Below are 17,697 nucleotides of genomic sequence, written 5' to 3' on the forward strand. Positions count from 1 at the left end.
CTCAGGACAGTTCGGCGACCCGGGCGGCCCAGTCGCCACCGACCGGTTCCAGCGTGACCGCCCGGGTGTCGTCGTCGCGGCGGTCGATGCGTACCCGCAGGTGCGCGTCGACCAGCTGCTCGACCATTCCCTCGCCCCACTCCACCACTGTCACCGCCTCGTCCACCGAGGCGTCCAGGTCGAGGTCGTCGATCTCCGCCCGCGGGTCGGCGGCCTCACCCAGGCGGTACGCGTCGGCGTGCACGAGCGTCACCCGGCCGCCCCGATCCGGGTCGGGCCGGTGCACCCGGGCGATGACGAAGGTGGGCGAGGTGATGTCGCCGCGTACGCCCAGGCCGGCGCCGATGCCCTGGGTCAGCGCGGTCTTGCCGGCCCCGAGCGGGCCACTGAGCAGCAGCAGGTCACCCGCGCGCAGCACCCCGGCCAGCCGACGCCCGAACTCGTGGGTGTCGTCGACCGTCTTCAGCTCCACGACCACTGTCATAGCGAATCCAGGAACCTCTCCAGCGCCGCGTTCACCTCGTCGGCGTGCTCCAGCATCACCACGTGCCCGCTGTCGTCGATCTTCACGAACTCGGCGTGCGGCAGCCGCCGGACGATCTCCTCGGAGTGTGTCACCGGCGTGATCATGTCCTTGTCCCCCACGATCACCAGCACCGGCGTGCCGGCCAGCGCGGCCAGCGCCGGGAACCGGGAGTGGGTGGCGATCGTCCGCAGGTAGCGGGTGACCGTGTCGGCCGAGGTGCGCGAGTTCATCATCTCGACGTACGACACCAGGGCCGGGCTCGGCGCCGAGGTGCCGAAGCCGTACTTGCGGGTGAGCAGCCAGGCCACGTTCGAGGTCGACCGGCGCGCCCGGTCGATCACCGTGCCGCCGTACCGGGTGGCGTTGCTCATCATGTAGAGCACCGGCGAGCCGACGCGGCCGAGCAGCGCGGGCGCCACCAGCTTCGTCTCCGCCGCCAGACCGCCCGAGGTCGCCATCAACACGGTGCCGACCACGCGGTCACCGAACATCTCCGGGTACAGCTCGGCCAGCGCCATGATCGTCATGCCGCCCATCGAGTGCCCGACCAGCACCAGCGGCCCCTCCGGGGCCACCTCGTCGAGCACCCGGCGCAGCGTGTGGCCCAGCGCGGTCAGGTCGTACTCGCCGCTCTCCAGCCGGCCGGAACGGCCGTGCCCCGGCTGGTCGTACGCGACCACCCGGTAGTCGCCGCGCTCGGCGAGCCGCTTGCGCTGGAAGTGGAACGTGCCCATGTCCAGGCAGAACCCGTGCACCAGCACCACAGTCGGGTGCCCGGCGACCGGGCGGGTCGGCTCGACCACCTCCACGTGGATGTCGGTGCCGTCCGGCATCTCCAGCCGGTACGCCTGGTCGTAGCGCTGCTCGCCGAAGACCTCGTCGGCGTACCTGTCGGTGGGGTCGTTCTTGAGCCGGCGGACCAGCACCCGCTCGCTGACCACGCCCGCCGCGAGCCCGGCGGCGGCCACCCCGACGGCGGCGCCGACCAGCCCGGCGACCTTGCCGGCGGCGGTACGCGGACGCGGCAACCGGAGACTCATGCGCGCTCGCCGTCGTAGAACCGGGGCACCCGCACGCCGCCGAAACGGGTCACGATCTCGTAGTTGATGGTGCCGACCGCCTCGGCCCAGTCGTCGGCTGTGGGCCCGCCGTCCGCGCCGTCGCCGAACAGCGTCACCATGTCACCGGCGGCCACCTCGTCGTCGCCGCAGTCGACCACGAACTGGTCCATGCAGACCCGGCCGGAAATGTTCCGGCGCTTGCCGGCGAGGTGCACCGGGCCGGTGTTGGAGGCGTGCCGGGGCACACCGTCGGCGTAGCCGAGCGGCACCACCGCCAGGTTGGTCTCCTGCTCGGTGAGGTAGGTGTGCCCGTAGGAGACGCCGGTGCCGGCCGCGACCCGCTTGGTCAGCATCACCCGGGCGCGGGCGGTCATCGCCGGGCGCAGGCCGAACTGCTCGCCCGCGACCGGCGACAGACCGTAGACCGCGATGCCGGGCCGGACCAGGTCGAAGTGCGTGTCCGGCCGGGTCAGCGTGGCGGCCGAGTTGGCCAGGTGGCGGTACCGAGGGCGCAGACCGGCGCGCGTCACCATCTCCAGCCCCTCGTGGAAGACGGCGAGCTGGCGGTCGGTGGTGGGGTGGCCGGGCGAGTCCGCGTACACGAAGTGGCTCCACACGCCGACCACCTCGACCAGGCCGTCGGCCTGGGCCTTCGCGGCGGCCTCCAGCAGCGCCGGCCAGTCGGCGACGGTGGCGCCGCCCCGCGCCAACCCGGTGTCGATCTTGAGGTGCAGCCGGGCCGGGCGGTCCGCCCGGCGGCTCGCCTCGATCATCTCGTCGAGCTGGGTGAGGCTGGCGCAGCCGAGGTCGACGCCGACGGTGATCCCGTCGTGCAGCGGCAGCCCGGGTGTGAGCAGCCAGGCCAGCACCGGCGCGGTGATGCCGTCCTGGCGCAGCCGCAGCGCCTCGTCCAGCGTGCAGACGCCGAGCTGGTCCGCCCCCGCGTCGAGCGCCGCGCGGGCGGCGGGCACCATGCCGTGGCCGTAGCCGTCGCCCTTGACCACCGCCATCAGCTCGGCGCTGGTGCCGGCCTTGAGCCGGGTCACGTTCTCCCGGATCGCGTCCAGGTCGACGCGCACCTCCGACTGCCACATGTCCCCAGCCTACTTCCGTCAGTGATCATCAGCGCCCTGAGCCGTGCGGGCGGTGCCCGTCGCCACCCGGGCGTCGCCGCCCGGATCAGCCCAGCCGGGCCAGTACCGGACGCAACGCCGTCGCCACGTCGGGCGCGGTGACCGGACCGCCGCGCGCCGCCTCCCGGCCGGCCAGCCCGTGCAGGTACGCCGCCGCGGCGGCCGCCCGCTCCGGGGCCAGCCCGGCGGCGAGCAGCGAACCGAGCAACCCGGCCAGCACGTCGCCGGTGCCACCGGTGGCGAGCACCGGCGTGCCGGTCGGGTTCACGTACGCGCGGCCGTCGGGCGTGCCGATGATCGTGTGGTCACCCTTGAGCAGCACCACCGCGTTCATCCAGGCGGCCAGCCGCAGCGCGGCGGCGACCCGGTCCTCCCCCGGCATCTCGCCGCAGAGCCGGGCGTACTCCCGGTCGTGCGGCGTCACCACGATCGGCGCGTCCCGGCCGCGCAGCCGGTCGGCCAGCTTGCCGTCGACGAGCAGCGTCAGCGCGTCCGCGTCGAGCACCACCGGCACCGGCGCGGCAAGCACCGCGCGCAGCTCGGCGGCGGACTCCTCGCCCGTACCGAGGCCGGAGCCGCACACCCACGCCTGCACCCGGCCCGCGTCCGCTACCCGGCCGGTGGCGATCACCGACGGGTGCTGGTGCAGCACCTCGCCCTTGGCGCTCCCGGCGTAGCGGACCAGGCCGGTCGGGCCGGCGAGCGCCCCGGCGACCGAGAGCACCGCGGCGCCGGGGTAGGTGGCCGAGCCGGTGGCCACGCCGACCACACCCCTGGTGTACTTCTCCGACGACGCGCCCAGCTCCGGCCACCAGCCGACCACGTCCGTCTGCTCGATCACCTGGAGCGCCGGGGTGCCGCGCAGCCACGGCGTCAGCCCGATGTCGACCAGCTCGACCTCGCCGGCCAGCTCGGCGGCCGGGCCGACGACCAGCGCCGGTTTGAGCGCGCCGAACGCCACCGTCACGTCGGCGCGGACCGCGCGGGGCCGCCCGGCGTCGGTCAGCGGGACGTGGCCGGTGTCGACAGCGACGCCGCTCGGCACATCGACAGCGACCACCGTGGCGGGCCCACCGTCGCGCCCGCGCTGCCCGGTCAGGCTCGCGGCCAACTGCTCGGCGGTCTCCCGCAGCCCACCGGTGCCGCCGATGCCCACGATCCCGTCGAGCACCAGGTCGGCTCCGGCGGGCGGCCGGTCGACGACGCGCCCGCCGGCGGCACGCAGGGCCGCCAGCCCTTCCGCGTGCGCCCGCCCGGGGCTCAGCAGCAGCGCGGCCACCGCCGCGCCCCGGCGGGCCAGGTGCGCGCCCGCGAAGAGCGCGTCACCGCCGTTGTCGCCGGAGCCGATCAGCAGCAGCACCCGGGCGCCGTAGACCCCGCCCCGGTCACCGAGCAGCAAGGCGCAGCGCCGGGCCAGCCCGGCCGCGGCCCGCTGCATCAGCGCCCCGGGCGGAAGGGTGGCCATCAGGCCCGCCTCCGCCGCGCGAACGTCCGCGACGCGCCATACCGGTCTCATGCCACCCCGTCCCGTTCGTCGCGCCGGCTCAGCGCCCGCCCGCCGCTGTCCCGGTCACGGCCTCACCCTACCGGCGGTACGAACCCGGGACCGGCCGACGGAAACGCCCTGTGGAAAACCCCGGCCGTTGTCCACAGGGGTCGGCGGCCGGGTCGCCGGACGGCCTAGCGTCCCGGTGTCCGGGGCCGGTGGGTGGCGTCGGGCGACGTGGGGAGGTCACGTGGTGAGGAAACCGTTCGACGTCGACCCGGAGCTGCTGCGCGCGGTCGCACGGGAGCTGGCCGACGACGCGTACCGGCTGGCCCGAGGGCCGGGGGCGGCGCCGGAGGCGCTGCTGGTGGCGGCGCCGGACGGCTGGCGGGCCGGGGCGGCGCTGGCCGACCTGGAGTCCGCGGTACGGCGCTGGTCCGGCGCGCTCGGCACCCGGGTGGCCGACACCGCCGGGGCGTTGCGCCGCGGGGCGGACGGCTACGAGGCGGTGGACGAGCGCGCCGCGCGCCGCCTCAGCGGGGTGCTCCGGTGACCGGCGGCGCTCCCGGGCGGCCCGATCCGAGCTCCCGAGGGCCCGGCGAGGGCCCGGCGGACGTCGGGTACGCGCAGCTCTGGCGGGCCGATCCGGCTGCCTGGTCCACCGCGGGGGTGGCCTGGCGAGGGCTCGCCGGGCCGGTGCGCCGTCGCGCCGACGCGCTGACCGCCCGGATCGGCACGCTCCGGCCCGGGTGGTCGGGCGCCGCCTCGGTCGCGGCCCAGCAGCGGATCGGGGACCTGCGCACCGACCTCACCGACGTGCTGCCCGCCCTGTTCGAGGTCGACCAGGTGCTGGCCGAGTTCGGCGCCCGGCTGGGGGCGGCGAAGGCCCGCCTCGGCGCGGAGGTGGCCCGCGCCGAGTCCGGCGGCCTGCTCGTCGACCGTGCCGGCGCGGTGCGGCCCGATCCGGCCCGCCCGGTGTCCCGGGCCGGTCCGGCGGTGGTGGACGCGCGGGCCGGGATCCGGGGCGCGCTGACACTCGCCGGCGCCGCCGACCGGGAGGCTGCTCGCCGCCTGGCGGAGCTGACCACCGCCACGGTGGCCGGCTGGGTCAGCGTCCCGCCCGCGTGGCGGCCGGGCCCCGGCGCCGGGCCGGCCGAGGTGAGCCGCTGGTGGGCCGGGCTGAGCGCGGCCGAGCGGCGCTGGCTGGTCGGGCGGGAACCGGATCGGATCGGCCGCCTCGACGGCGTGCCGGCCGCCGCCCGGGACCAGGCCAACCGGCTGCTGCTCGGCGACCGGCGGGAGCAGTTGCTCGTCCGGCGGCTCGCGCTGCTGCGGCCGCTGCCGGCCGGACCGTTGGAGGCGTCCCGGCGGGTCCGGCTCGCCGGCGTCGAGGCGGCGCTGCGCGGGCTGAACCGGCTGAGCGAGCGGCTCGCCGCGCCCGGGCTGCCGCGGGCGTACCTGCTGGGGCTGGACCCGCGCGGCGACGGGCGCGCGGTGGTGGCGCTCGGCAACCCGGACCGGTCCGCCGCGGTGCTGACCTACGTCCCGGGCATGACCTCGGACCTCGCCGACGCGCCGGACGAGCTGGACCGGGCCGCCCGCGTGCTGCAGCGGTGCGCGGCGCTGGGGCCGGGCGAGGAGGCGGCGGCGGTGCTCTGGCTGGACTACGACGCGCCCGACTTCCTCACCGAGGCGGCCGGCCCCCGGCAGGCCGAGGACGCCGGGCCGGCTCTGCACCGGTTCCAGGAAGGGCTACGCGCCGCACACGAGGGTTCGCCGGCCCGGCAGACGGTGCTCGGGCACAGCTACGGCTCACTGGTGGTCGGCGCCGCCGCCCGGGACCACGGGCTGAGCGCGGACGCGCTGGTATTCGTCGGCTCGCCCGGCGTCGGCGTCGACCACGCCACCGAGCTGCGGATGCGCGCCGGCGAGGTCTGGTCGTCGACCGCGCCGGACGACGTGATCCGGCTGGCGCGTCCGCCGGACGAGCTGGCCCGCCGCGCCCTGCTCGCCGGCACGCCGCTCGGCCCGGCGCTGGCCGTGCTCGACCCGCACGCCGAGCGGCTCTGGTTCGGTGCCGACCCGAGCGCGCCGGGTTTCGGCGGGCGGCGGTTCCCGAGCGCCCCGCACGGTCACACCGGCTACTGGGACCCGGACAACCCGGCGCTGGACGGGATGGCCCGGATCGTGCTGGGCCGATGAGCCGCCCGATGCCGTCCGACGGCCGTCCCAAAGGATCCGGGAGCCGCCCGGGGCGGACCGGAGACGGCGCGGTCCCTCCACCCGGTCGACGGGTGGAGGGACCGCTGACGAAAAGCGGACTACTCGACAGTGACCGACTTGGCCAGGTTCCGGGGCTGGTCCACGTCGTGCCCGCGGGCGGCGGCGATCTCGGCGGCGAGCACCTGCAACGGCACGGTGGTCACCAGCGGCGCCAGCAGTGTCGGCGTACGCGGCACGTAGATCAGGTGATCGGCGTAGCGGACCACCGCCTGGTCGCCCTCCTCCGCGATCACGATCGTGCGGGCGCCCCGGGCGCGTACCTCCTGGATGTTGGAGACGACCTTGTCGTGCAACATGCCCCGGCCGACCGGCGACGGCACGATGCAGATCACCGGGGTGCCCTGGTCGATCAGCGAGATCGGGCCGTGCTTCAGCTCACCGGCGGCGAAGCCCTCGGCGTGCATGTACGCCAGCTCCTTGAGCTTCAGCGCGCCTTCCAGCGCCACCGGGTAGCCCACGTGCCGGCCGATGAACAGCACCGTCGGCTCGGACTTCAGCTCGCGCCCCAGCTCGCGTACCGGCTCGATCCGGTCCAGCAGCTCCCGCAGCTTGCCCGGCATCTCCTGGAGCTGGGCGACCACCGCGCCCACCTCGTCGGCGAACTTGATGCCGCGCACCTGGGCCAGGTGCAGGCCGATCAGGTAGCAGGCGACGACCTGGGTGAGGAACGCCTTGGTGGAGGCGACGGCGATCTCCGGGCCGCCGTGGGTGTAGAGCACGGCGTCGGACTCGCGCGGGATGGTCGAGCCGTTGGTGTTGCAGATGGCCAGCACGCGGGCCTTCTGCTCCTTGGCGTGGCGCAGCGCCATCAGCGTGTCCATCGTCTCGCCGGACTGCGAGATCACCACGATCAGCGTGGACCGGTCCAGCACCGGGTCGCGGTAGCGGAACTCGCTGGCCAGCTCCACCTCGCAGGGGATGCGGGTCCAGTGCTCGATGGCGTACTTGGCGACCAGGCCGGCGTGGTAGGAGGTGCCGCAGGCGACGATGAAGATCTTGTCGACGTCGCGCAGGTCCTGCTCGCTGAGGCGGACCTCGTCGAGGGCGATCTCGCCGGTCTCGGTGAGCCGGCCCAGCAGCGTGTCGGCGATGGCCTGCGGCTGCTCCTCGATCTCCTTGAGCATGAACCAGTCGTAGCCGCCCTTTTCGGCGGCCGACGAGTCCCAGTCGATGTGGAAGTCGGTGCCGCTGGCCGGCTGACCGTGGAAGTCGGTGATGTCGATGCTGTCCGGGGTGATCAGGACGATCTGGTCCTGCCCCAGCTCGACCGCGTCCCGGGTGTGCTCGATGAACGCGGCGACGTCGCTGGCCAGGTAGTTCTCGCCGTCGCCCCGACCGACGACCAGCGGCGAGTTGCGCCGGGCGCCGACCACCGCGCCGGGGATGCCGGCGTCGACGGCGAGCAGCGTGAACGCGCCCTCCAGGCGCCCGCAGACCACGCGCATGGCGGCGGCGAGGAGCTGCGGGCTGTCGGTCTCGCCGGCCGCTCGCAGGTCGGCCAGCGCGCGGGCGATCAGGTGCGCGGCGCACTCGGTGTCGGTGTCGCTGGCGAACTCGACGCCCTCGTCCTCCAGCTCGGCGCGGAGCTTCGCGAAGTTCTCGATGATGCCGTTGTGGATCACCGCGACGCGGCCGTCCGGGGAGAGGTGCGGGTGGGCGTTGCGGTCGGTCGGGCCGCCGTGGGTGGCCCAGCGGGTGTGGCCGATGCCGGTGGTGCCGTCGCCGATGCCGATCGGGCTGGCGGCACAGTCCTCGGGGTTGTCGGCCGCCCGCTCGGAGAGGACCTTCTCCAGGTTCGCGAGCTTGCCGGCCTTCTTCTCGGTCAGCAGCTCGTCCTCGCAGACCACGGCGACACCGGCCGAGTCGTAGCCGCGGTATTCGAGCCGCCGCAGTCCGTCAAGCACGATGCCGAGCGCCGGGCGGGCACCGGCGTAACCCACGATTCCACACATGGTCCGCAGCCTAACCGAGTTTCGCTCATCGCGCGTGCTCGGAAGGCCGGTTAACGATCACTGAATTTGAGCGAACCGAACACCGGGGTTGCTATGTCGGACAACGCACCAGCCGGGCTCATCTGCCGTTTGCGTACCGGTTCGGGACGTGCCGCGCACCGGGCAAACCGGGTCCACGCGGGTGGCCGCCACGGCCTACATTGGGGCCGGGCTCCGCCCCCGGGCCCATCGTTCCGCGGGCGTCCGCGCCGTACCCCTGTGAGCTGAGCCGATGTCCGAGACGACCCCTACCCCCGAGCCGACCTCCGGACCGGTCGACCCGACCGCCGCGCCGGTGACCCCGCAACCCTCCACCTGGACGCCGCCGGACCCGCTGGCCGCTCCGCAGCCGTGGACGCCACCCGAGCCCTGGTCGCCGTCGTCGCCGTCGCCCTGGAGCGCCCCCGGCGCCGGTCACCCCGGTCAGGCGGGCGGCGCCGAGGGGCGGCCGGCGGGCGATCCGGGCCGGGCCGCCCCGGCCGACTCGCCGGGCGCCGGCGACCAGGGACAGCCCGGGACGCCGGGCGGGCCCGCCAACCCGGACGCACCGCAGTGGCCGGCCCAGCCGGGAGCACCGGGCTGGCCGGCGCAGCCGGGCACCCCTGGCTCGTCCCCACCGCCGAGCGCCTACCAGCCCGGCACGTATCCGCCCGGGCCGTACCCGCCCACCGCGTACCCGCCGGGGCCCTACCCGCCGCCGTACGCGTACCCGGGGATGCCGCCGCGCCGCAGCGGCGGCGGTTGGGCGGTCGGGGTGGTGGTCGGCATCGTCACCGTCCTGGCGCTGATCGTCTGCGGCTGCGTCGGGCTGGCCTTCCTCGGCAGCACCATGGACGACGGGACCGCAGCCGGCACCGGGTACGAGGAGCCGATCTACGGCGAGCCCGGCGACTGGACCGACGACCCGAGCGCGCCCCCGGCGAGGCCGGCGACCACCCCGTCCGGCGGCCCCGGCAAGTACACAGTGCTGTACGAGGTGACCGGCTCCGAGGGCGACGCGGAGGTGCAGTACTACGACGCGAACGGCGACTTCCACCAGCTCAACCTGGTGGACTCGTCCTGGCGGCTGAGGTTCACCACGAACAACCGTGAGCGGGTCCAGATCGTCACCATGCCCGGAAGCGCTGCTGGGTTGACCTGCCGGATAACCATCGACGGCAAGGTCGTCTCCCAGAAGTCGGGAAGGTGGGGCGTGACCTGCTTCGGCTGGTGAGCCCGTGGTGGTGGGCCGTAGGCTCGCAGCCGTGACGACGACCGATCCCCTGGTGGCCCGGATGCGGCCGTTCGGCACCACCGTCTTCGCCGAGATGTCCGCGCTGGCCGTGCGTACCGGGGCGGTCAACCTCGGGCAGGGCTTCCCGGACACCGACGGCCCGCCGGAGATGCTCGCCGCCGCCGCCGAGGCGCTGCGTACCGGCCACAACCAGTACCCGCCCGGCCCGGGCATCCCCGCGCTGCGCGCCGCCGTCGCCGCGCACCAGCGCCGGTTCTGGGGCCTGGAGTACGACCCGGACGGCGAGATCGTCGTGACGGCCGGCGCGACCGAGGCGATCGCGGCGAGCATCCTCGCGCTGTGCGAGCCGGGTGACGAGGTGATCTGCTTCGAGCCGTACTACGACTCGTACGCCGCCTCGATCGCGCTCGCCGGAGCGGTGCGCCGCCCGGTGACGCTGCGGCCCGGCGCCGACGGCAGGTACGCGTTCGATCCGGACGAGCTGCGCGCCGCGTTCGGGCCGCGTACCCGGCTGGTGCTGCTGAACTCGCCGCACAACCCGACCGGCAAGGTCTTCACCGCCGACGAGCTGACGACGGTCGCCGAGCTGTGCCGGGAACACGACGTGTACGCGGTCACCGACGAGGTGTACGAGCACCTGGTGTTCACCGACGCCGCCGCGCCGCACGTGCCGCTGGCCACGCTGCCCGGCATGCGGGAGCGGACGCTTCGCATCTCGTCGGCCGGCAAGACGTTCTCCTGCACCGGCTGGAAGGTCGGCTGGGTGAGCGGACCCGCGCCGCTGGTGGCGGCGGTGCTGCGGGTGAAGCAGTTCCTCACGTTCGTCAACGCCGGGCCGCTGCAACCGGCGGTGGCGGTGGCGCTCGGGTTGCCGGACGCCTACTTCACCGGGTTCCGGGACGACATGCAACGCCGGCGGGACCAGCTCGTCGCCGGGCTGGCCGACGCCGGGTTCGGCGTGCTCGCGCCGGAGGGCACCTACTTCGTCACCGCCGACGTCACGCCGCTCGGTGGCCGGGACGGGGTGGAGTTCTGCCGGGCGCTGCCGGAGCGCTGCGGCGTGGTGGCGGTGCCGACGCAGGTGTTCTACGACGACGTGGAGGCCGGCCGCCGGCTGGTCCGGTTCGCGTTCTGCAAGCGGCCGGAGGTGCTGGCCGAGGCGGTGACCCGGCTGCGCGGTCTGCGCGGAAACTGAACCGCCCGCTGGAGGGATCCCCAGCGGGCGGGCGGCGTGGCTCAGGCGACCGGGCTGGCGGTGCGGACCTGTTCGGCGATGCGCTCGGCGACCTCGCGCGCGGTGTCCTCGGTGGCCGCCTCGACCATGACCCGCACCAGCGGTTCGGTGCCCGACGGGCGCAGCAGCACCCGGCCGGTCTCGCCCAGCTCCGCCTCGGCGCGCTCGACCTCGGCCCGGACGGCCGGTGCGGCGGCACCGACGGTACGGTCGCCGACCGGCACGTTGATCAGCACCTGGGGCAGCTTGGTGACCACGGCGGCCAGCTCGGCCAGCGAGGTGCCGGTGGCGGCCATCCGCGCCATCAGGTGCAGGCCGGTCAGCACGCCGTCGCCGGTGGTCGCGTACGCGGGCAGCACGATGTGCCCGCTCTGCTCGCCGCCGAGCGCCAGGCCGGAGGCGCGCAGCTCCTCCAGCACGTACCGGTCGCCGACCTTGGTCTCGACCAGCCGGATGCCGTGCTCGGACATGGCCAGCCGGAGACCGAGGTTGCTCATCACGGTGGCGACCAGGGTGTCCTGGGTCAGCTCGCCGGCGTCCCGCATGGCCAGCGCGAGGATCGCCATGACCTGGTCGCCGTCGACCTCGTCGCCGTCGGCGGTGACCGCGACGCAGCGGTCGGCGTCGCCGTCGTGGGCGATGCCCAGGTGCGCGCCGTGCTCGACCACTGCGGCGCGCAGCGCGTCGATGTGGTTGGAGCCGCACTCGTCGTTGATGTTGAGCCCGTCCGGCTCGGCGTGGATGGCGATGACCTCGGCGCCGGCCTCGCGGTAGGCGACCGGGGCGACGTCGGCCGCCGCGCCGTTGGCGCAGTCGACCACGACCTTGATCCCGTCGAGGCGGTGCGGCACGGTGCCGACCAGGTGCTGCACGTAGTGGTCGGCGCCGTCGAGCAGGTCGTGCACGCGGCCGACGCCGGCGCCGGTGGGGCGCTTCCAGGCGGTGGTGGCGTTCGCCTTCACCGCCTCCTCGATCCGCATCTCGATCTCGTCGGGCAGCTTGTGCCCGCCGGCGGCGAAGAGCTTGATGCCGTTGTCCGGCATCGGGTTGTGCGAGGCGGACAGCATCACGCCCAGGTCGGCCTTGGCCTCGGCGGTGAGGAACGCCACGGCCGGGGTGGGCAGCACGCCGACCCGGACCACGTTGGCGCCGGCGCTGGTGAGCCCGGCGACCACCGCCGCCTCCAGCATCTCGCCGCTGGCCCGGGTGTCCCGGCCGACCACCGCGAGCGGCGGATGGCTCTTGTCGGTCTCGGCCAGCGTGTGGGCCGCGGCCACCGCGACCGCAAGCGCCAACTCCGGGGTGAGATCCGCGTTCGCCCGCCCGCGTACGCCGTCCGTGCCGAACAACCGGCCCATACCCGCCAACCTCCGTGGAACTGCCGATGAGGAGAGAAACGCGGAACGGCCGGTCCGCCTCCCGGGAAGGGGAAGCGGACCGGCCGTCCGTCAGAAGTACAAGGCGCTTGTGGTGATCAGCGCTTCGAGTACTGAGGAGCCTTGCGGGCCTTCTTGAGGCCGTACTTCTTGCTCTCCTTGACCCGGGCGTCACGGGTCAGGAAGCCGGCCTTCTTCAGGGCCGGGCGGTCGTCGGGCTCGCTGACGATCAGCGCCCGGGCGATGGCGAGCCGCAGCGCGCCGGCCTGGCCGGTGGTGCCGCCGCCACGCAGGTTGGCGATCACGTCGAACGCCTCGGCCTTCTCGGCGGTGACCAGCGGGTCCTTGATGAGCTGCTGGTGCACCTTGCTCGGGAAGTAGGCCTCGAGGTCGCGGCCGTTGCAGGTGATCTTGCCGCTGCCCGGGACGATCCGGACCCGGACGATGGCTTCCTTGCGCCGACCCACGGTCTGGATCGGGCGGTCACCACGGGGCGCGCGCGCGACGGGCGCCGGCGCCTCGGTGGCCTCGGGGGCGACCTCGGTGGCGGTGATGTCGGTCATGCTGCTTCCTTCGCCCGCGCTCACTGCGCGATCTGCTTGATCTCGAACGGCACCGGCTGCTGCGCGGTGTGCGGGTGCTCGGCACCGGCGTAGACCTTCAGCTTCTTGAGAAGCTGACGGCCCAGCTTGTTGTGCGGGAGCATGCCCTTCACGGCCAGCTCGATGGCCCGCTCGGGCCGCTTGGTGAGCAGCTCGTCGTAGCCGACCCGCTTCAGACCACCCGGGTAACCGGAGTGGCGGTAAGCGACCTTGGTCTGGCGCTTGTTGCCGGTCAGCGCGACCTTGCCCGCGTTCACGATGACGACGAAGTCGCCCGTGTCGACGTGCGGCGCGAAAGTCGGCTTGTGCTTGCCACGCAGGAGCGTGGCGGCGTGGGTCGCCAGGCGGCCCAGCACGACATCAGAGGCGTCGATGACGTGCCACTGACGCTCGATCTCACCCGGCTTCGGGCTGTACGTACGCACAGGTCTACCTTGTCTCGTCGTCGGTCTGGGGTCGCGCGCCGAGGTGACCGGGAATACCCAGCCGGACCAGCGCGCACGAACGACCAAGCGTACCTGATGCGGCACGCCTAAGAATGTCGTACAACAGCAGGCAACGATACCCGGCCGCCCGGCGGCAGGTCAAAACGGGGTAGTACCCCGCGTGGCCTGCGCGTTCGCCATGGCGCAGCTCACACGCCGACCAGCGTACGCGGCCCGGGACGCAGGTAGACCACCCAGGTCACCAGGAAGCAGAGCGCGTACCAGGCGATGAATGCCAGGTAGGCGGCGTCAGCCGTGCCGGAGGTCAGGAACGACTGCCGGAACGCCACGTTCACCAGCACCCCGCCCGAGGCTCCGACCGCCCCGGCGATGCCGATCACCGCCCCGGACAGGCGCCGGGCCCGCCGCTGCGCCGCCTCCGGGTCGCCGGTCAGCTCGCTCTCCGCGACGGCCCGGGCCCGGAAGATCGCCGGGATCATCTTGTACGTCGAGCCGTTGCCGATGCCGGAGAAGACGAACAGCGCCAGGAACCCGGCCAGGTAGAGCGGGAACGAGCGCTCCCGGGCCGCGTACAGCACCAGCCCGGCGCCGGCGGCCATCGCCACGAAGTTCCAGAACGTGACCCGGGCCCCGCCCAGCCGGTCGGCGAGCTGGCCGCCCACCGGCCGGATGAGCGACCCGATCAGCGGCCCGAGAAAGGTCAGCCAGGCGGCGTCGACGGGCGTCGGGAACCGCTCGTGGAACTGGAGTTGGAGCACCTGGCCGAAGGCGAACCCGAAGCCGATGAACGAGCCGAACGTGCCCACGTAGAGCAGCGACATCACCCAGGTGTGCGGATCGCGGGCCGCCGCGCGCAGCGCGCCCGGCTCGTTGCGCGCCCCCGGAACGTTGTCCAGCCAGCGGGCCGCGGCCAGCGCGGCCAGCACGATCAGCGGCAGGTAGACCGCCGGCACCAGCCGGGGGTACGCGGCGCCGGCCGTCGCCAGCACCGCCAGCCCGACCAGTTGCACGGCAGGTACGCCCAGGTTGCCGCCACCGGCGTTGAGCCCCAGCGCCCGGCCCTTGAGCCGCTCCGGGAAGAACAGGTTGATGTTCGCCATCGACGAGGCGAAGTTGCCGCCGCCGACGCCGGACAGGCAGGCCAGCACCATCAGCGTGGCGTACGACACCCCGGGCTCGATCAGCACCGCCATCGGCACCGCCGGCACGAGCAGCAGCAACGCGCTCACGATGGTCCAGTTCCGGCCGCCGAAGCGGGCCACCGCCAGCGTGTACGGCAGCCGCAGCACCGCCCCCAGCGCGGCCGGTACGGCGGTGAGCAGGAACTTCCCGGCCGGGTCGATGCCGTACTCGGGGCCCAGGAACAACACGGTCACCGACCAGAGGCTCCACACGGAGAAGCCGACGTGCTCGGCGAAGATCGAGACGTACAGGTTGCGCCGGGCGACCCGGGCGCCCCCGGCGGCCCAGAACGCCGGGTCCTCCGGCCGCCATTCGGTGAGCCGTCCGGCGGCGCGGGCCGGCGGCCGGGTCGGTGCGGAAACGAGCGTGCTCACGGGCGACTCCTCCTCGTCGATGACGAGGGGACGCTCTCAGCCGGCGGTTTCCCCGGCGTACCCCGCGCGCGTCGGCGCGGCAACGGAGATCGCACGTCCGCCGGAGGGCGCCGGTGAGGCGGTCACAGCTCCTGGAGGATCCGCAGGGCCCGGCCGACCCGCTGCATGGTCTCGGTGTCGGCCACGTCCACGCACTCGGCGAACCACTTCTTCATCGGTGCGGAGATCCGGTCGGGCATCACCACGTACGGGCCCATCGGCACGGCCAGCGGCGAGTCGCGCAGCAGCGACTCCTCGACCACCTCGGCCACGATCACGATGGGTACCGCAGTGGCGTTGTAGACGTCGGAGCTGATCACCAGACCGAACCGTTCCCGGGCGCCGGAGATGCGCCAGACCTCGCCCCTACGCAGCACGCGGACGCCCGCCGAACAGGGCGTCGTCGACGAGCGCGGCCTCCTGGGCGTCGGCCAGGGCGGCGGCTTCCAGGTCCAGGCCGGCACGGCCGACCGCGTCGGCGTGCGCGGTGAAGACCTCGCGCAGCGCCTTCTCCCGGGCGGCCTGGTCCATCCAGGCGGAGAGGGAGAGCCCTTCCCGCTTGGCGAACCGGCGCGCCTCCTCGATCGTCTCGTCGGAGAACGACAGTGTCACCTTGGCGGTCATGCCGGGAAGACTACCCAGCGGTATGACCAGCAGTCATCCTCGTTCCCGCCGGACGAGGAATCGGACACCAGCAGGTGAAACAAGTGAAGCTGGTTGCGGATATTGCACTTGGACGCGACCATGGAGGAGGTCCGAACGGACGCGAGCCACATCTGCCACAGGGAGCCGCGATGAGCCTCAGCACCGGCATGGCCGCCTCGGTCATGCCCACCGAGGGAGCGGAGCGCCGGAAGGCGGCCGCCATGGAGGAGTTCCTCGTACGGCATCCCCTCGCTGCGGGCGAAGGCGTGGCCCGACTCGTCTCGGCGGACGGCGAAGAGGTCGAGGTTCCCGCCCAGATGTTCGACGTCCTCCATCAGATCTCGGCGATGCTCGCCCGCGGCGACGGCGTCGCGATCAGCGCCATCTCCCGCGAACTGACGACGACCGAGGCGGCGAGGCTGCTGGGCATGTCCCGCCCCACACTCGTCCGTCTCCTGGAGAACGGATCGATCGCCTCCCACCGGGTCGGCAGCCACCGGCGCCTCTTCCTCCGCGACGTCCTCGCATTCCGGCAACGACAAATGGAAGAGCGACGGAAGTCGTACGAGGCCCTGATGTGGGAGTCCGACGCGCTGGGTTTCACCGACGACGTGTAGTTCCGGGCCCGGCCAGTGGGCGCTGGGTAGGGTGTCCACTGTGATCCCCAGCGCCCCACTGGTGTTCCTGGACGCGAACATTCTCTATTCCAGGACCCTTCGCGACTGGATCAGTCTTCTCGCGCTCGAAGGCGACTGCGCCGTCTTCGATCTGCGGTACAGCGAGGACGTTCTGGCGGAATGGATGTATCGCCTGCGCCGTAAGCGGCCCGAGCATTCCGAGCAGGCGATCGGCGGCCAGCGACGCCGCTTCGTCCAGGCGTTCCCGTACGGCCTCGTCACCGGCTATTCGCCGAACGACGTCCCGTGCCCGCCGGACCCGGACGACCGGCACGTGCTGGCCGCCGCCGTGCACAGCCGCGCCGACATCCTGGTGACCGACGACCGGCGCGCCTTTCCGCCGGAATGCGTACGGGAATCGCTGTCGGTCCGCACCGGCGACGAGTTCCTCAACTGGGTGGCCGACCGTTCGATGCCTCTGGTCATGAGGACGTTGGCGCGGCAGATCGACTACTACCGGCGCAGCCTGGTCGCCGAGGACAAGGACGCGGTCGAACTGATCACCCATCTACGGAAGGCCGGCGCGCCCCGTTTCGCCGATCGGCTCGAGAATCACCTCGCCGAACCGTCCGGCCGCTGACCGCCGAAGACTCCGAAACGCCATTCCTTGAAGAAGCAGTCCACGTCCACCAGACCCGCCTCGGTCAGCCACCGGCACTGGTCTGCCACCGTGGCCGGCCGGTCGTGCCGCATCCGCTGCCGGGCGCCGGCGATCTCCTCGGCGTCCGAGCCCAGCTCGGTGATCCGCGCCGTCCACACCTCGTCGTAGCGGCGGTCCAGCGCCGGCGTCGGCCCGGCCACCTGCTCGGCGTTGACGAACACGCCGCCCGGCGCCAGCGCGCCCGCGGCCCGCTTGTACAGCGCCCGTTTGCCCTCGTCGTCGAGGTGGTGGATGGCCAGCGCGGAGACCACCGCGTCGTACCGGCCGGCGGGCAGCGGGTCGGCCAGGTCGGCGTGCACAGTGCGGTGCGCCACGCCGCGTTCTGTCAGGTGTCCGGCGGCCACCGCGAGCATGCCGGGGGCGCCGTCCACGAGCGTCAGGCGGACGCCGGGCACGGCCGCGGTCAGCAGCAGGGACAGCAGGCCGGTGCCCGCGCCCAGGTCCAGCACCTCGGGGGTACGCCCGGCGGCGAGCGCGGCACGCAGCGGCGGCGCGGCCACCTCGACGGCGGTGCCGTAGAAGGCGTCGAAGCAGGGCACCAGGCGGCGTCGGGCCTGGTCGTAGCTGCCGGCCACCGCGTCGAACGCGTCCGCCACGCCCATCAGAGCCTCCCGTTATTTGAGACCAATTTCCCACATTGTAAACCCCGCCGGGGACGACGTCACCTACGTGCGGTGTGAAGCGCTCGTGACAGGACCGAAACAGAGCAGACCCGGACCGGAAACCGCCCGACGGCACGCTTTTCCG

General features: G+C 73.6%; 18 protein-coding genes. 6 read left to right on the forward strand and 12 right to left on the reverse strand.

Features of this window, described 5'->3' with window-relative positions:
* Nucleotide 1: 1 nt before the first annotated feature.
* From tsaE to KBX43_RS06750, 4 genes are all read right to left on the reverse strand, one after another.
* Complete coding sequence (gene tsaE / locus KBX43_RS06735) at nucleotides 2-484, reverse strand: tRNA (adenosine(37)-N6)-threonylcarbamoyltransferase complex ATPase subunit type 1 TsaE (RefSeq protein ID WP_043328309.1); 483 nt, start codon at nucleotides 482-484, stop codon at nucleotides 2-4.
* The gene (locus tag KBX43_RS06740) at nucleotides 481-1,566 is read right to left on the reverse strand and encodes an alpha/beta fold hydrolase (RefSeq protein ID WP_043328307.1); all 1,086 of its coding nucleotides are present in this window, start codon (nucleotides 1,564-1,566) and stop codon (nucleotides 481-483) included. Before KBX43_RS06740 ends, tsaE begins: the two co-directional genes overlap by 4 nt.
* Nucleotides 1,563-2,681 (reverse strand): alanine racemase, encoded by a 1,119-nt coding sequence (gene alr, locus KBX43_RS06745; protein ID WP_043328305.1) that lies wholly within the window; start codon nucleotides 2,679-2,681, stop codon nucleotides 1,563-1,565. Before alr ends, KBX43_RS06740 begins: the two co-directional genes overlap by 4 nt.
* Before the next feature lie 85 nt (nucleotides 2,682-2,766).
* Entirely contained in the window at nucleotides 2,767-4,236 is a 1,470-nt protein-coding gene (locus KBX43_RS06750) for an NAD(P)H-hydrate dehydratase (RefSeq protein ID WP_210883790.1), read from the reverse strand.
* Between the two features lie 223 nt (nucleotides 4,237-4,459).
* Between KBX43_RS06750 and KBX43_RS06755 the strand changes: the two genes are divergently transcribed.
* Both KBX43_RS06755 and KBX43_RS32030 read left to right on the forward strand, forming a co-directional pair.
* Complete coding sequence (locus tag KBX43_RS06755; RefSeq protein ID WP_307851478.1) at nucleotides 4,460-4,759, forward strand: type VII secretion target; 300 nt, start codon at nucleotides 4,460-4,462, stop codon at nucleotides 4,757-4,759.
* Nucleotides 4,756-6,408 (forward strand): alpha/beta hydrolase, encoded by a 1,653-nt coding sequence (locus KBX43_RS32030; RefSeq protein WP_210883793.1) that lies wholly within the window; start codon nucleotides 4,756-4,758, stop codon nucleotides 6,406-6,408. The genes KBX43_RS06755 and KBX43_RS32030 overlap by 4 nt, the downstream gene beginning before the upstream one ends.
* A 119-nt stretch (nucleotides 6,409-6,527) precedes the next feature.
* Here the strand turns inward: KBX43_RS32030 and glmS are convergent, their stop codons facing one another.
* Nucleotides 6,528-8,441, reverse strand: coding sequence for a glutamine--fructose-6-phosphate transaminase (isomerizing) (glmS, locus tag KBX43_RS06765; protein WP_064446591.1), 1,914 nt, complete (start codon nucleotides 8,439-8,441; stop codon nucleotides 6,528-6,530).
* A 271-nt stretch (nucleotides 8,442-8,712) separates the two neighbouring features.
* Between glmS and KBX43_RS06770 the strand changes: the two genes are divergently transcribed.
* Both KBX43_RS06770 and KBX43_RS06775 read left to right on the forward strand, forming a co-directional pair.
* Entirely contained in the window at nucleotides 8,713-9,693 is a 981-nt protein-coding gene (locus KBX43_RS06770) for an MmpS family transport accessory protein (RefSeq protein WP_210883796.1), read from the forward strand.
* Between the two features lie 31 nt (nucleotides 9,694-9,724).
* On the forward strand, nucleotides 9,725-10,909 hold the full coding sequence (locus tag KBX43_RS06775) for a pyridoxal phosphate-dependent aminotransferase (RefSeq protein ID WP_210883798.1): 1,185 nt from the start codon (nucleotides 9,725-9,727) through the stop codon (nucleotides 10,907-10,909).
* 41 nt (nucleotides 10,910-10,950) lie between these two features.
* On the opposite strand, the gene glmM is transcribed toward KBX43_RS06775, so the two are convergent.
* The 6 genes from glmM to KBX43_RS06805 form a co-directional block, all read right to left on the reverse strand.
* A complete protein-coding gene (gene glmM / locus KBX43_RS06780) occupies nucleotides 10,951-12,306 on the reverse strand; it encodes a phosphoglucosamine mutase (protein WP_030501566.1) in 1,356 nt (451 codons plus the stop codon).
* A 116-nt stretch (nucleotides 12,307-12,422) separates the two neighbouring features.
* A complete protein-coding gene (gene rpsI, locus KBX43_RS06785; protein WP_030501567.1) occupies nucleotides 12,423-12,887 on the reverse strand; it encodes a 30S ribosomal protein S9 in 465 nt (154 codons plus the stop codon).
* 20 nt (nucleotides 12,888-12,907) lie between these two features.
* Nucleotides 12,908-13,351: a 50S ribosomal protein L13 gene (rplM, locus tag KBX43_RS06790; protein WP_013288574.1), complete on the reverse strand. Its 444-nt coding sequence runs from the start codon at nucleotides 13,349-13,351 to the stop codon at nucleotides 12,908-12,910.
* A 209-nt stretch (nucleotides 13,352-13,560) separates the two neighbouring features.
* A complete protein-coding gene (locus KBX43_RS06795; protein ID WP_210883800.1) occupies nucleotides 13,561-14,928 on the reverse strand; it encodes an MFS transporter in 1,368 nt (455 codons plus the stop codon).
* 122 nt (nucleotides 14,929-15,050) lie between these two features.
* Nucleotides 15,051-15,344, reverse strand: coding sequence for a type II toxin-antitoxin system PemK/MazF family toxin (locus tag KBX43_RS06800; protein WP_043328292.1), 294 nt, complete (start codon nucleotides 15,342-15,344; stop codon nucleotides 15,051-15,053).
* Entirely contained in the window at nucleotides 15,334-15,591 is a 258-nt protein-coding gene (locus KBX43_RS06805) for a DUF6364 family protein (protein WP_030501570.1), read from the reverse strand. The genes KBX43_RS06800 and KBX43_RS06805 overlap by 11 nt, the downstream gene beginning before the upstream one ends.
* A 170-nt stretch (nucleotides 15,592-15,761) precedes the next feature.
* Here KBX43_RS06805 and KBX43_RS06810 point away from each other — a divergent pair, with 170 nt between their 5' ends.
* Nucleotides 15,762-16,229, forward strand: a complete 468-nt coding sequence (locus KBX43_RS06810; protein WP_043328291.1) for a helix-turn-helix domain-containing protein — start codon at nucleotides 15,762-15,764, stop codon at nucleotides 16,227-16,229.
* Nucleotides 16,230-16,269: 40 nt separating this feature from the next.
* Nucleotides 16,270-16,869, forward strand: a complete 600-nt coding sequence (locus KBX43_RS06815) for a PIN domain-containing protein (protein ID WP_083296964.1) — start codon at nucleotides 16,270-16,272, stop codon at nucleotides 16,867-16,869.
* Here the strand turns inward: KBX43_RS06815 and KBX43_RS06820 are convergent.
* Nucleotides 16,842-17,552, reverse strand: a complete 711-nt coding sequence (locus tag KBX43_RS06820; RefSeq protein WP_210883802.1) for a class I SAM-dependent methyltransferase — start codon at nucleotides 17,550-17,552, stop codon at nucleotides 16,842-16,844. The genes KBX43_RS06815 and KBX43_RS06820 overlap by 28 nt on opposite strands.
* Nucleotides 17,553-17,697: the final 145 nt, after the last annotated feature.

It is taken from the genome of Micromonospora sp. C41 (assembly GCF_018070485.1).
In the GTDB taxonomy this organism is placed as follows: domain Bacteria; phylum Actinomycetota; class Actinomycetes; order Mycobacteriales; family Micromonosporaceae; genus Micromonospora; species Micromonospora chalcea.